Raw genomic sequence first — 14832 nt, 5'->3', positions numbered from 1 at the left:
ACTTAACAAACATTGGATTCTACGTTATACAGAATTGGAAGGTACAGAATTAGGGTTTTGTTTGTTAAGTAGATTATATGTTGAACGAACTAACAGCGGAGGGGTTCCTACTGTTAATCGTTAAACCCGATAATTATTTCACAATTTTTTCAAGCTCTTCAAGTGAAAGATCTACTGAAATGGAACCATCATTTGTTTCTTTCTTAATTGCATCTGTTACTTCTTTTGAATGATATAGTTCAATTACTTTTTTCAGTGTTGGATCATCTTTATCTTTTGTACGAGCTGCGAAAATATTAATATATGGCTTCGCATTTTCATTCTTTGGATCTTCTAAGAAAATTGGATCCTTCGCTGGATCTAATCCAGCTTGACCAGCAACACCGTTATTAATAACTGAAGCTGCAACGTCTTTTAATACACGAGGTGTTTGCTGTGCGATAACCGGTGTGATTTTTAATTTCTTCGGATTTTCAGCAATGCCGCTTGGATCTCCGAATAAGCCAAAGTCTTTCTTAAGCTTTAATAATCCAGCTGCATCAAGAAGTTTTAATGCACGAGCTTGGTTCGTTGGATCATTTGGAATCGCAATTTCTGAACCATCTGGAATTTCATTTGCCTTCTTATATTTTTCAGAGTATAAGCCCATTGGTGCAATTTGCGTTGTACCAACAGCTGTAATATCTAACTTATGCTCTTTTTTAAATTGCTCTAAGAAAGCAACGTGCTGGAATGAGTTTAGTTCAATATCTCCATCAGCTAACGCTTTATTTGGCGTTGTGTAATCAGAGAACTCAACCAGTTTAATTTTAATTCCTTCTTTTTCAGCTTTTTTCTTTAAAATTTCCCAAGCGTCTCCATCCGTTCCAGTTACACCGACGCGAACTACTTTTTCTTTCGCTCCTGCCCCCGTGTCTCCACTTGAGCAGCCGCTTAATGCTGAAACCCCTACAATTGCTGATAATGCAAATGCTAAAATTTTCTTCATTTTCTTTTCCCCTCTTCCTTTTTATGATCTGCGTAAAAAGACTTTCGCAAAGTAGTTTCCTAAGTTTTGAGCTACCTGTACGAGAATAATAAGTAAAACGACCGTTACGAACATAACTGATGTATCAAAACGTTGATAACCATATGTCATTGCTAAGTCACCAAGACCACCGCCACCGACAAGCCCAGCAACTGCTGAAAATTCAATTAGACCAACTGTCATAAACGTAACACCTAAAATCAATGGCGCTAATGCTTCTGGCACAAGAATTTCAAAAACAATTCTAAATGGTGAAGCACCCATTGCTTGCGCTGCTTCAATGACTCCCTTTGGAACTGAAACAAGATTTGTTTCAACCATTCTAGCAATACCGATTGATGCAACTAACGTCATTGGAAAGATTGCTGCTGCTGTTCCAATCGTCGTTCCGATAACACTTCTTGTTAGTGGACTTAAAGCTACTAAGAAGATGATGAATGGAACCGGACGAATTGTATTAATAATGATATTAAGAATAGAAAAGACCCATTTATTTTCTAAAAAGTTCCCTTTCCTTGTTACATATAAAAGTAAACCTAGAGGTATACCAAGAATTGTAGCAAATATAAGGGTTACGATTACCATTAAGAGGGTATCCCCCGTCGCATCTACTATGCGAGGCCAAAATATACTCCAATCAACTCGCATGAGCTTCTACCTCCTTCAGCTGCACTTGCAGTCTTAGATGTTGTAATGCTTTTTGAATTTCCTTCTGCTCACCTTGCAATTCTACAAGAAGATTTCCAAATAGCACATTTTGGAGTTCAATAATATTTCCATACAGTACGTTTACATCGACGTTATAATTTTTCGCAATATATGATAGTACTGGCTGCCCTGTCTCTTCACCAGTAAATGTTAAGCGATAAATCTGTCCACCATTTTGAATTTTACCTAGAACACTTTCCGGTAAATGATCATTAATAATAGAACGTACAAAGTTTTGAGTCGTCTTTGTTTTCGGTTGTGTGAAAACGTCAAACAGTTTTCCTTCTTCAATAACTTTTCCCTTCTCCATTACAGCTACACGGTGACATATTTCTTTCACAACATGCATTTCATGTGTAATAAGAAGAATCGTTACATTGTATTCTCGATTTACTTTCTTTAATAAGTTCAAAATTTCTGTCGTTGTTTCTGGATCTAAAGCTGATGTTGCCTCATCACATATAAGAATGTCTGGCGATGTTGCAAGTGCTCTTGCAATACCAACACGCTGCTTTTGTCCGCCTGATAGTTGCTCTGGATAATAGTTTGCTTTATCTTCTAATCCTACAAACTTTAGCAGTTCATTTACTCTTTCTTTTATCTCATTCTTTGGTACTTTCGCTAACCTTAATGGATAAGCAATATTCCCAAACACTGTTCTTGAATTAAATAAATTAAAACTTTGAAAAATCATCCCGATTCTTTGTCTTAGCTTCCGTAATTCTTTCGTCGATAGTGATGTAATATCTTTATCATCTATTGAAATCGTTCCTGCCGTTGGTCTCTCTAACATATTTACTAGGCGTAATAACGTACTCTTTCCAGCGCCACTAAAACCGATAATGCCGAATATCTCACCCTTCTCAACTGATAATGTTACATCCTCCACCGCATGAACAGATTGCCCACCTGATTCATATACTTTACTTACGTTCTTAAAAGAAATCATTTTCTTCCCTCCTATATGCTGTAAAAACTTGAAGTAGAGCTTTCGAGGTAAAATAAAAAGTGCTCTCCCTCTTATCAAACATAAAGATAAGAAGGAGAGCACTTGTATGTACTCGGTCACATCTTCTCATCTTCCAAGCCTTTTATATGCTTGCTGGAGTTAGCACGGTATTAAAAAACCCGTTGCTGAGGTATCGTAGGGCCAGTCCCTCCACCTCTCTGGATAAGAATGAATCGATTTAATTGTCGTTTAATTAATTCTCATTATAGAACTCAGAATAATAAGAGTCAATACATTTTTTAGAAAAATATAAATTATTTCTTTATTAAAATTTTCAGATGGAATTTCATAATAAAATAGTAACCTTTAAAGTTATGTAAAATTCTCCTCCTGCATATTTTTAAAAAGGATAATCTTCTCTACTAATTGAATACCCTTATTTGAATATGAAACTTGGAGGAAGATAAATATATGAAAACAGCTCTTTTACTCGTTGATATTCAAAATGATTATTTTCCACACGGAAAGATGGAATTGCGGAATCCAGTAGAAGCAAGCGCATATGCTAGTCAGCTACTACAACTCTTTAGAAAGAAAAACGAATCTATTTTTCATATCCAACATGTTGCAATAAAAGATGATGCTACTTTTTTCCTGCCCAATACAGAAGGTGTGCATATTCATGAAAGCGTACGTCCACTTAGAGAAGAAACCGTTATACTCAAACATTACCCAAATAGTTTCCGCGAAACCGATCTTCTAGAACAATTGCAACGTTTAGACATTGAGCACGTCGTCATATGCGGGATGATGACTCACATGTGTATTGATGCTACCGTAAGGGCCGCTTTTGATTTTGGCTTTCCATGTACCGTTATACATGATGCTTGTGCGACAAAAGATCTTTCTTTTAAGAATGCTACGATACCAGCCGTTTATATTCATAACACAATTTTAGCTAGTTTAAATGGCGTATATGCAAATGTAATGAGTACAGAGGAGTTTTTAGCTATAAAAAAACACTCCCTTCAGTGAGCAAAACCGAAAAGAGTGTTTCTTGTCAAACCATAGATTTTCTTTCAAATTGTATTATACAGGAAATTCTTAAAATGAATACTAAAAAATATGACTAATAAGTCAATTTTTCTCGTTGTTTTGTTTCTATTTACATGTTTATCCCGATATTAATAGGGTTTAGCTAGTTCTAAGTACCAAATAGTAATATATGGTACTTAGAACTAGTTTCTCCTATCAAAAACGTAACATATTATTTATCTGTTTGTTTTTGCTTCTTTTTCAAATACTCCGCACGCAAATTTTCAATTTGCTGCTTTTTATCAAATTTGGCAGGCGTCTGTTTTTCATGAAACTTTGCCACAGCTACCTGACTCTTGTAATCCAATTGATATTTTCCCACTTTGTTCACCTACTTTTCTTGTCCTTAAAGAGAATCTATTCAACAAATATAATATATCTTATTTGCTGAAGTAAACCTTATTACTTTATTAGTTTTTCTACTCATATCTATCTTGATCCAAATATAGAAATTTTTTCAAAAAAAAAAAAAAAAGAGATCTTCGCAGACTGCGAAGATCTCTTCTACTATTTCTTATAAAGTTTCAGAAGTAGTTTTTGCTTGCATGTGAAGTGCTAAGTAGTCAGGGCCACCAGCTTTAGAGTCTGTACCAGACATGTTAAAGCCACCGAATGGTTGGTAACCTACGATTGCACCCGTACATCCACGGTTAAAGTATAAGTTACCCACATGGAATTCTTCACGTGCTTTTTCAATATGATCACGGTTATTAGTAACAACAGCACCTGTTAAACCGTATTCTGTATTATTTGCAATTGCTAGTGCATGATCAAAGTCTTTTGCTTTACAGAATGCTACTACTGGCCCGAAGATTTCTTCTTTCATTAAGCGAGCATCTTCTGCAACGTCAGCAACGATTGTTGGTTGGATGAACCAGCCTTTAGAATCGTCTCCTTCGCCACCTGCTAAGATTCTACCTTCTTCTTTACCAATTGCAACATAGCTCATTACTTTATCGAATGCAGCTTGGTCATTAACAGGACCCATGTTTGTACCTAATACAGCTGGGTTAGCAACTGTTAATTCTTTCGTTAATTCAACAGCACGATTTAATACGTAATCGTATACATCTTCATGGATTACTGCACGAGAACATGCAGAACATTTTTGTCCTGAGAATCCGAATGCTGATGCAACGATAGATTTAGCTGCTAATTCAAGATCTGCTTCTTTATCCACAACGATTGTATCTTTACCACCCATTTCAGCAATAACGCGTTTTAACCAAATTTGGCCTGGGTTAACTTTCGCTGCACGCTCATAAATACGGATACCTACATCACGAGATCCAGTGAAGCTCACGAAACGTGTACGAGGGTGATCTACTAAGTAGTCACCAACTTCAGAACCATTACCTGGAACGAAGTTTACTACGCCAGCTGGTAAGCCAGCTTCTTCTAATACTTCCATGAATTTCGCTGCTACTACAGGAGTTGTACTAGCTGGTTTTAGTAATACTGTGTTACCAGAAACTAAAGCAGCTGTTGTCATACCTGCCATAATTGCAAATGGGAAGTTCCAAGGAGAAATGATAACACCTACTCCTAATGGAATGTAAGAGAAACGATTATATTCAATTGGACGGCTTTCTACTGGAATACCGTCTTTTAATTTTAACATTTGACGACCATAATATTCCATAAAATCGATTGCTTCCGCTGTATCAGCATCTGCCTCATTCCATGGTTTACCTGCTTCTTTTACAAGAATAGCAGAGAATTCATGCTTTCTGCGACGAACGATTGCTGCAGCGCGGAATAAAATGTCTGCACGCATTTCTGGCTTTGATTTTCTCCAAGTTTGGAATGTTTCATCCGCTACTTGCATTGCTTTTTCAGCTAACTCACGGCTTGCTTTTGAAACGCGACCAACAAGTTCCTCTTTATTTGCAGGGTTTACAGAAACAATTTTGTCTTCTGTAGTGATTTTTTCTCCCCCAATAATTAATGGATAGTCTTGTCCAAGATAAGATTCTACTTTCTTTAAACCTTCTTCAAACGCTAATTTGTTAGCCTCCACTGAAAAATCTGTAAATGGCTCATGTTTGTATGCTACTACCATTCTTTTTAGCCTCCCCTTAGAAAAACGTTTACATTTTACAACATTATTCTACACGATAATTTAGATTTATTCAAATATTCCTAGACTTATATTTTAAAAATTAATTAATTTTTAAAATATAATAAAAAAATAGAGTTATACATACGTATAACTCTACAAAATATGAGTATATTCCAAAATGTTTTTTCCAATCAATAAAATAGTTACTAACAAAAATAAAGTCCTTACATATCCAACACCTTTTTGGACTGCAAACTTCGATCCAAAATAAGCGCCAAAAATCATCGACAATCCCATAATAATACCGTATTCAAAATGAATTACGTCTAAAAATAAAAAAGTAATTAAAGATACAATATTACTAACAAAGTTCAAAAGTTTTCCAGATGCTGCCGCTTGAATAAAATCCAAACCAATTAATAAAAATGCAAAAATTAAAAAGGATCCTGTCCCTGGTCCAAAAAATCCATCGTAAAACCCTATCATTAAAATAACAAAGAAAAATATTAATGTTTTTCTTTTCGTCATCTTCTTATAGGTAGATGCACTTCCCCAATCCTTTTTTGCAATAATATAAATGGCAATAAACACCAACATTACAAGCACTAACGGCCGTAAAATATCCGGCGGAATAAACTTTACTACTAAAGCGCCTGCGACCGCCCCTATAATAGTTAACGGGATTAACTTTCCTACAATTTTAAAATCGACCTTTCCTGATCGAATAAAATAAATTGCACTCGTAAACGTCCCCATCGTTGCCGCTAATTTATTTGTTGCAATTGCCGAAGCTGGTGGTAAACCAACAAACATAAGTGCAGGAAGCGAAATTAATCCTCCACCGCCAACAACTGAATCAATAAAAGCTGCTAAAAAGCCGAATGCAATTAATAAAATAATGACTTGAAAACTTAATTCGTCCATGTGCTTTACCCCTTACCCCCATTGTTTATAACATTTTAAATTATAACAAAATTCTTCGAGAAGAAAAGCCGTTCCATAAAGGAACGGCCTTTCTATTTAATCTAAAATTTTCACAAATGGTTCATCTTGCTTCGCTTCACGTATAATAATCGCTTCAGGGCGTTCTACAGATTTAACCGTTACTTGCACCTTCATATAATTCGGGAAGTATTCCGTAATAAGTCCGGCTACATATTGTGTAAAGCCAATTATTTCTGCTTTCCCATTAAATTGGACAGGAATATCAAGCTTTATTTCTCTTAATTCATCGTCTCTATACATACCAGTACCGATAACAGCTGTATAGTCGCCTTGGAAATAATCGCTTAGTTTCTCTTTAAAGTTTGATACTCTCGCCAGATCTTCACGTTTATTATCCGTTTTCGCTTGTTCAGATGGGAACAAATAATATTTCTCATTAATTTGTTTCCAATCTTCAACCGTTTCACTACCTTTTTCTACATTCGCATAAGAGACAAAGTTACCTGGTACGAGCGAAGACTTTGGAGCCTGACGATAAATCGCAAATGTTATCGGGACAGTTTTTGTGTAAGGCTGTTCTTGATGCATAAATTTCAAAACTTCTTGCGCCATCTTTTTCCCTTCAGCTAACATTTTCTCTTGCTCGATTTTAGCCTCACGCGGATAACCATGCTCTTCCTCGTAATAATGAACTGAATTCATCGCTAAACCAACTACAATGCCTTGAAGTTCATCTTTTTCGCCTTTTTTCACATAATAATCATGCTCTAAAATATTTGAAATATATATTGGATTTTTTTTATTTTTTTCCTCTAATGATTCAGTTCCTCCACCTAAAGCTGGGTTTAACCCGATGTTTGGAAATTTAACTGCATCTTTTTTTAATTTGTCCTCTAATTCCTTCTGTTCAGCATCTGTACGCTTTCTTTTAACAAGCATCTGCAAATTTTGAGCATCTAGAGCACTTCCACCTTTAAAGAAATGATCTTTCGTACTAAAGGACTCTTTCGCAATACGCATTAATCCTGTTTCAAATTCATCTATATCAAGACGATTACTTACTCCTTGTACAACTAACCCACGTGCAGCTCCTGCTTCAAATGGAATAGTCGCCTTATAATATTCATCCGAAATAGAATACTTTGGGACGATTGCTTGATTTTTTGCTTTCCCCGATTTCTCAGCCACTTTTTCCTCTTTATCGGCACCTGCACTACACCCACTTATAAGTAGGCCAAGGCTTAATACCGCTAATGCTATTTTTTTCATGGTAAGTTTGCACCTCTTACTTATTTAGCTCTTGTAAGAACCTCTCTTCATTCCAAACCTCAACATTATGCTTCTCCGCTTGCGCTAATTTCGAACCTGCCGCTTCACCTGCAACAACTAAATCCGTACTTTTACTAACACTTCCTGTTACTTTTCCACCTAATGCCTCAATCTTCTTCTTCGCTTCACTACGTCCCATAACTTCTAATTTCCCTGTTAAAACGATAGTTTTTCCTGCGAAGTACGACTCAACGTTTTGTAAATCAGCAATTTTTATCCCTTTGTATGCCATGTTCACGCCATACTCTTTAAATTGTTGTAATAGCTCTAATACGTCTTCATTATCAAAATATGTCACGATAGATTGAGCCATTTTTTCACCAATCTCGTTAATTGCTTTTAGTTCTTCTTCCGTCGCTTTCACAAGTGCATCCATCGTTTCGAAATGCTCTGCAAATGTACGTGCTGCTTTCGCTCCGACATGGCGAATACCAAGACCAAATAATAATCTCTCTAATGAGTTGTCTTTAGAATTCTCAATTGCTTGTACTAAATTCGTTGCTGATTTTTCACCAAACCGTTCTAGCTGCAATAATTGCTCTTTCGTCAATGAATATAAATCAGCAAATGTACGAATATAATCAGCATCAAAGAGTTGTGTAATGACACGTTCTCCAAGTCCATCAATATTCATTGCATTTCTTGAAACGAAATGGATTAATCCTTCTCGAATTTGAGCCGGACAAGTTGGATTTATACAACGAAGTGCTACCTCTTCTTCTAAACGAACTAGTTCACTCTCACATGCTGGGCAATGCGTTGGCATATGATATTCTTCTTCCTCACCAGTACGCTTATCAAAAATAACGTTCACAACTTCAGGAATAATATCTCCGGCCTTCTTCACAACAACGTAGTCACCAATTCGAATGTCCTTTTCACGAATTAAATCTTCGTTATGTAAAGAAGCACGACGAACGATAGTACCAGCCACTCGCACTGGCTCTAGCTCTGCGGTCGGTGTTACAACTCCTGTGCGACCAACACTTAATTCAATACCGGTTAATCTTGTTACAACTTCTTCAGCCGGGAATTTATAAGCAATTGCCCATCTTGGGCTCTTTGCTGTAGTTCCTAAACTTTCTTGAAGAGCAACATCATCTACTTTTATAACGATTCCATCAATCTCATAATCAAGGTGCGGACGTTTTTCTTGCCATTCCTCTACATAAGCTATAACTTCTTCGATTGTTTCACATGTGCGACGATTTGGATTTGTTTTAAATCCAAGTTTCCCTAAGAAATCAAGCGATTCACTATGTGATGGAATTGTTTTTTCTTCTACATTCGCAAGACCGTACACAAACATAGATAAGTTACGCTTCGCTGCAATTTTTGGATCAAGTTGGCGAATTGAACCTGCTGCTGCATTACGCGGATTCGCAAATACATCTTCACCATTTTGCTCTTTTTCTTCATTTAACTTAACGAATGAACGCTTCGGCATATAAGCTTCGCCTCGTGCTTCTAACGTTACTTCTTCATTTAAACGAAGTGGGATTGCTTTAATCGTTTTTAAATTTTGGGTAATATCTTCACCTGTTACACCATCACCACGTGTTGCCCCTTGAATAAAGCGTCCTTTTTCATAATGAAGTGAAACAGCGAGTCCGTCAATTTTTAATTCGCATATATATCTTACATTCACATCATCAATTCCTTGGCGTACTCGTCGGTCGAAATCACGTAAATCTCCTTCGTTAAATGCATTCCCTAGACTTAACATCGGTGACTTATGTGTTACTTTTTCAAATATATCAAGAACAGTTCCCCCAACGCGAATGGAGGGAGAGTCTTCACTCATAAACTCTGGATTCTCTGCTTCTAATTTTATAAGCTCCTGCATATTACGGTCATACTCCGCATCAGAAACAGAAGGATTGTCTAATACGTGATACTGATAGTTAAATGTATTTAACAAATCACGTATTTCTTCTATACGTTGTTTTGCTATCTCTTTTGACATATCCTCATTCCTTTCCTATTGTTTCGTCACAGGTGCAAATTTTGCTAATAAACGCTTAACACCAATTGGGCTTGGGAACGCAATATCTAATTCTTTTGCATCACCTTCACCTTTTACACTGACAACTGTACCGACTCCCCATTTTTGGTGGGAAGCTTTATCACCTACTGCCCAGCCGATTTGCTCGCCGCCTGTCGTCTTAGCTGCAGGACGCGCGAAAGCTGAACGAGAGCGTGTTGTCGTTGTCGCTCTACTGCTACTCGCCATTCCTCCTTTTGCACCAAACGATGTTTCACGCTTTGGCGCTGTTTCATTTAACGATTCCACTAGCTCTGCCGGGATTTCTGTAATAAATCGCGATGCGGCATTCATACTTGTTCTACCAAATAAAGTACGCATTTGTGCATTGGATAAATATAACTCTTCTTCTGCACGAGTAATACCTACATAAGCAAGGCGACGCTCTTCTTGCATCTCATCTTCTTCCATTAGAGAACGAGTATGCGGGAATATTCCTTCCTCTAACCCAACAATAAAGACAACTGGGAACTCTAATCCTTTCGCTGAGTGCATCGTCATTAAAATAACTTCCTCACCAGCCGTTGGATCTTCATCTACACGATCAATATCAGCAACAAGTGCTAAGTCTGTTAAGAAGGCAACAAGGCTCTTATCTTCGCTTTGAGATTCAAATGTTTGCGTAACAGATAAAAACTCATCTAAATTCTCTAGACGACCTTCTGCTTCTAAAGTACGCTCATTTTTCAACATATCGCGATAGCCTGTTTTTTCAATAACTTCTTCTACCAACTCTGTAACAGATAAATACTCTTGCATATTTACCCAGTTGTGTAATAAACCTGCGAATTCTTTTACTGCCTTTGTAATTTTTGCACTTACTCCAACATGCTCAATCTCATCAAATACAGCCGTTAATGAAATTCCATTTTGTACACCGTAATTAATAATTTTATCGATAGAAGTCGCACCAATTCCGCGCTTTGGCATGTTTATAATACGTGCGAAACTAATCTCATCATCTGGATTCCCAATTAAACGTAAATACGCCAAAATGTCTTTAATCTCTTTACGATCGTAGAACTTCGTACCGCCGACAATTTTGTAAGGAATATTAGATTTCAGGAAAATTTCCTCGACCATACGAGACTGCGCATTTGTACGATATAACACTGCAAAATCAGTATATTTTCGTTTTCCCATTTGAATATCGTCACGAATTTTTTTCGCAACAAAATACGCTTCGTCTTTTTCCGTCGCAGCACGATAATATGAGATTTTGCTTCCAACTTGATTATCTGTCCATAATTTCTTCGGTTTACGGTTTGAATTTTTTTCAATAACAGCATTCGCTGCATTTAAAATATTTTGTGACGAACGATAATTTTGTTCTAATAGAATAACTTGCGCATTCTCATAGTCTTTTTCGAATGACAAAATATTAGAAATGTCAGCCCCGCGCCAGCGGTAAATAGACTGATCCGAGTCACCTACAACGCATAAATTTTTAAAACGTGCTGCTAAATGTTTAACAAGAAGGTACTGCGCTTTGTTCGTATCTTGATACTCATCCACGTGAATGTATTGGAACTTACGCTGATAGAACTCTAGTACTTCTGGAACACGTTCAAATAGCTGAATCGTTGTCATAATTAAATCATCAAAGTCTAATGAATTATTTTTCAGAAGACGTTTTTGATATTCTGTATATACATCGCTCGTTAATTTTTCATATGGATCAGCGATTGTAATTTTTTTCGCATATTTATCTGCAGATAACAATTCATTTTTTGCATTACTAATACCAGCTAAAATAGAACGAGGCTCAAATTTCTTCGGATCAATATTGCGCTCTTTCATAATTTTTTTAACTACAGTTAACTGATCACCTGAATCTAAGATTGTAAAGTTACGATTAATACCAATGCGGTCTATATCACGTCGTAAAATACGTACACACATAGAGTGGAACGTAGAAATCCAAATATCTTCTGCTTCTGGTCCGACAAGTGTATCAATACGCTCGCGCATTTCACGAGCAGCTTTATTTGTAAAGGTAATAGCTAGTACATTCCATGGTGCTACACCTTTTTCACCAAGTAAATACGCAATACGATGTGTTAACACACGTGTTTTACCACTACCTGCACCTGCCATTAATAGAAGTGGGCCATTCGTTGTTTGTACTGCTTTTTGTTGCTGCGGATTTAAACCATTTAATAACCTATCTGTCCTACTCATATACGCCTGCACCTACTCTCCTTTTACTGCTTTAACTGTTTTTAACGCGGATTTTATATCATCATAAATAATATTTCCAACAACTATTGTATCAGCATACTGCGCCATTTCTTTCGCTTGTTCTGCATTAGAAATACCGCCACCATAATACAACTTTGCTTGTTTTAATTCTGCTTTTACATTTTTAACAAGTTCACTGTCTCCATACGTACCGCTATATTCTAAATAAAATATCGGTAAACGTAATAGCTTGTCTGCTAAACGCGCGTATGCAATCACATCATCTTCTGTTACATCACATTTCGCATCTGTAAGCTGGGCTACTTTCGCTTCAGGATTTAAAACACAGTACCCTTCCATGAAAATTTCGTCCCAATCCATAATATCCCCAAATTCTTTCAAAGCCTCATGATGAACGCCTGTTACCCATTCTACCTTTCGGCTATTTAAAACGCTTGGGATATAATAAAAATCAAATCCTGGTGTAATTGCTTCCACATCAGAAACCTCTAACACACAAGGAACTGCATATCTACGAATGCTAACTAGCATGTGTAGTACATTATCAATTGTTATGCCATCACTTCCGCCTACAATAACAGCATCTGTTCCAGATTCACAAATCATTTCTAAATGTTCGTCACTTAGCTCCTTATTTGGATCAAGCTTAAATACATGTTTCCACCCTGAAATATCGTACATGAAAACACCCTTTCTTTTCTCTATTTATATATATTTCTGTTCAAAATAACAGTTTATTTTCATTAGGATTTTTTAAATTCATCTTAAATATTTGTTTAAAACGGAGAATTAAGTTTGGAATTCCCTCTTCCATAGTTTTTCAAACGAGAGGATTTAACTTTGAACTTCCTTTTATGCATTCTTTCATTATAACAAAAAAAGCTACTTACACACACGCACATTCCAACATCTTTTTCAACGTCAAATGTTGGATTACATATCTCAAAAATCACACGGGATACTAATAAGAGAAATAGTATTATCTATTTCAACTTTCATAAAAAGGAGTGTTTTTCTAATGAAGCAAAACATCGGTACAATAAATGCCCTAATTCGAATTACACTCGGACTTATCCTCTTCGGCTGTAGTAGCGCTAAACTTGTACGCAAGCCGTGGTGCACTCGATCTAACGTCTTGCTATGGATTGGTGCAATGAAAATTGCAGAGGGAATTGTTCGTTTCTGTCCTGTTGTTGAAATGTGGAAATTCGGAAAATACATGAATATGGGGGCATTTAAAATGCCTAGCATGAATTTTACTGAAAAGGGACATGCTAAAGAAGAAGTGAATCAAACTTCCAATCACGACAAACCACAGTCAAATGGAAGTTTTGACGCTTCTGACAAAGAGATTGAGTCAGCGATTGAAGATATAATCCTGGCAAAACCGCTTTGAATCATTTGTCACGATGCAAGATGCTCTCAAAGGGACTTAGCTGCTGCAGTGGGCGGTTAAGTCTTCTTTATTTTACCATGAATCAGAACATATATTCTCGTTTCAGACCTTAAAATATACATAAGAGATGTCCAATCAATAAAATTCAGAAAATTAGGTGTAAACCCCTTGCTTAAAATGATATAAAAGTGATATCATTTTTATATCAGGAGGCGATCATATGAAAAAAAAACAAGTATTTTATGTTAATGGTTTTCTTGGGATTATTGGAATTTTGATTTTAGCCGCTATCGGTGTATTTTTCCTTATACAAGAAATTTTCATAGGAGCAGCATTAACTATTATTTTAGCCGCGGTTCTTGCTACAGGTATTGGTATTGTTCAACCAAACCAAGCGAAAGTCATTACGTTTTTCGGTAATTACTTAGGAACAATTCGTCAAAATGGTTTATTTTTAACGATTCCGTTCGCATTCCGTCAAACTGTATCATTACGTGTTGAAAACTTTAATAGTAAGAAATTAAAAGTAAATGATATTGAGGGAAATCCGATTGAAATTGCAGCCGTTATCGTATATAAAGTAGTTGATTCTGCAAAAGCAATGTTCGGCGTTGAACATTACGATCGATTTGTAGAAATTCAAAGTGAAACAGCAATCCGCCACGTTGCAACAAAATATCCTTATGATAATTTCCAAGATGAAACTTGCATCACGTTACGCGGAAATACGGAAGAAATCTCTGAAGAATTAAAACGTGAGTTAGAAGCACGCCTTGAAATCGCTGGCGTAGAAGTATTAGAAACTCGTTTAACACATTTAGCTTACGCAACAGAAATTGCCCATGCAATGCTCCAACGTCAACAAGCAAAAGCAGTATTAGCTGCTAGAAAAGAGATTGTTGAAGGTGCTGTGAAGATGGCGAAAGATTCAATCCATATGTTAGATGAGGAAGGCGTACTGGAACTCGATGACGAGCGTAAAGCAAATATGGTGAACAACTTATTAGTTGCCATCGTTTCAGATAAAGGTGCGCAACCAGTTATTAATACAGGAAGCCTATACTAAAGGGTTGTA

General features: G+C 36.5%; 13 protein-coding genes and 1 riboswitch. Of the genes, 3 read left to right on the top strand and 10 right to left on the bottom strand.

Annotated features, from left to right (window positions below):
* Nucleotides 1-133 precede the first annotated feature (133 nt).
* The 3 genes from KZZ19_RS01825 to KZZ19_RS01815 are packed head-to-tail and all read right to left on the bottom strand — an operon-like array spanning nucleotide 134 to nucleotide 2684.
* Complete coding sequence (locus KZZ19_RS01825; protein ID WP_088094930.1) at nucleotides 134-988, bottom strand: MetQ/NlpA family ABC transporter substrate-binding protein; 855 nt, start codon at nucleotides 986-988, stop codon at nucleotides 134-136.
* 21 nt (nucleotides 989-1009) lie between these two features.
* On the bottom strand, nucleotides 1010-1675 hold the full coding sequence (locus tag KZZ19_RS01820) for a methionine ABC transporter permease (RefSeq protein ID WP_001261880.1): 666 nt from the start codon (nucleotides 1673-1675) through the stop codon (nucleotides 1010-1012).
* A complete protein-coding gene (locus KZZ19_RS01815; protein ID WP_098341948.1) occupies nucleotides 1665-2684 on the bottom strand; it encodes a methionine ABC transporter ATP-binding protein in 1020 nt (339 codons plus the stop codon). The genes KZZ19_RS01820 and KZZ19_RS01815 overlap by 11 nt, the downstream gene beginning before the upstream one ends.
* A 123-nt stretch (nucleotides 2685-2807) precedes the next feature.
* Nucleotides 2808-2913, bottom strand: a riboswitch (SAM riboswitch).
* Between the two features lie 242 nt (nucleotides 2914-3155).
* Here KZZ19_RS01815 and KZZ19_RS01810 point away from each other — a divergent pair.
* Nucleotides 3156-3719: a cysteine hydrolase family protein gene (locus tag KZZ19_RS01810; protein WP_098341949.1), complete on the top strand. Its 564-nt coding sequence runs from the start codon at nucleotides 3156-3158 to the stop codon at nucleotides 3717-3719.
* A 232-nt stretch (nucleotides 3720-3951) separates the two neighbouring features.
* Here the strand turns inward: KZZ19_RS01810 and KZZ19_RS01805 are convergent, their stop codons facing one another.
* The 7 genes from KZZ19_RS01805 to KZZ19_RS01775 all read right to left on the bottom strand — a co-directional run bounded on the left by KZZ19_RS01805 (nucleotide 3952) and on the right by KZZ19_RS01775 (nucleotide 13042).
* Nucleotides 3952-4101, bottom strand: a complete 150-nt coding sequence (locus KZZ19_RS01805; RefSeq protein ID WP_000521652.1) for a hypothetical protein — start codon at nucleotides 4099-4101, stop codon at nucleotides 3952-3954.
* 192 nt (nucleotides 4102-4293) lie between these two features.
* On the bottom strand, nucleotides 4294-5841 hold the full coding sequence (gene pruA, locus KZZ19_RS01800; RefSeq protein WP_000259558.1) for an L-glutamate gamma-semialdehyde dehydrogenase: 1548 nt from the start codon (nucleotides 5839-5841) through the stop codon (nucleotides 4294-4296).
* 153 nt (nucleotides 5842-5994) lie between these two features.
* Nucleotides 5995-6765 carry a TSUP family transporter gene (locus KZZ19_RS01795; RefSeq protein ID WP_088094926.1) on the bottom strand — a complete coding sequence of 257 codons (771 nt, stop codon included), beginning with the start codon at nucleotides 6763-6765 and terminating at the stop codon, nucleotides 5995-5997.
* Nucleotides 6766-6861: 96 nt separating this feature from the next.
* Complete coding sequence (locus KZZ19_RS01790) at nucleotides 6862-8055, bottom strand: CamS family sex pheromone protein (protein ID WP_237981921.1); 1194 nt, start codon at nucleotides 8053-8055, stop codon at nucleotides 6862-6864.
* Between the two features lie 16 nt (nucleotides 8056-8071).
* Nucleotides 8072-10081 carry an NAD-dependent DNA ligase LigA gene (ligA, locus tag KZZ19_RS01785; RefSeq protein WP_237981920.1) on the bottom strand — a complete coding sequence of 670 codons (2010 nt, stop codon included), beginning with the start codon at nucleotides 10079-10081 and terminating at the stop codon, nucleotides 8072-8074.
* Between the two features lie 15 nt (nucleotides 10082-10096).
* Nucleotides 10097-12340: a DNA helicase PcrA gene (gene pcrA, locus KZZ19_RS01780; RefSeq protein ID WP_237981919.1), complete on the bottom strand. Its 2244-nt coding sequence runs from the start codon at nucleotides 12338-12340 to the stop codon at nucleotides 10097-10099.
* A 12-nt stretch (nucleotides 12341-12352) separates the two neighbouring features.
* On the bottom strand, nucleotides 12353-13042 hold the full coding sequence (locus tag KZZ19_RS01775) for a heptaprenylglyceryl phosphate synthase (RefSeq protein ID WP_237981918.1): 690 nt from the start codon (nucleotides 13040-13042) through the stop codon (nucleotides 12353-12355).
* 337 nt (nucleotides 13043-13379) lie between these two features.
* On the opposite strand from KZZ19_RS01775, the gene KZZ19_RS01770 reads away from it, so the two are divergent.
* Together KZZ19_RS01770 and KZZ19_RS01765 are read left to right on the top strand one after the other, a co-directional pair.
* A complete protein-coding gene (locus KZZ19_RS01770; protein WP_237981917.1) occupies nucleotides 13380-13757 on the top strand; it encodes a YgaP family membrane protein in 378 nt (125 codons plus the stop codon).
* A gap of 220 nt (nucleotides 13758-13977) precedes the next feature.
* Entirely contained in the window at nucleotides 13978-14823 is an 846-nt protein-coding gene (locus KZZ19_RS01765) for an SPFH domain-containing protein (protein ID WP_237981916.1), read from the top strand.
* The last annotated feature ends 9 nt before the right edge of the window (nucleotides 14824-14832 follow it).

This window comes from Bacillus thuringiensis (assembly GCF_022095615.2).
Taxonomy (GTDB): domain Bacteria; phylum Bacillota; class Bacilli; order Bacillales; family Bacillaceae_G; genus Bacillus_A; species Bacillus_A cereus_AG.
Note: the sequence above shows the minus strand (reverse complement) of the source record. Positions and strands in the feature narration are given on the sequence as shown.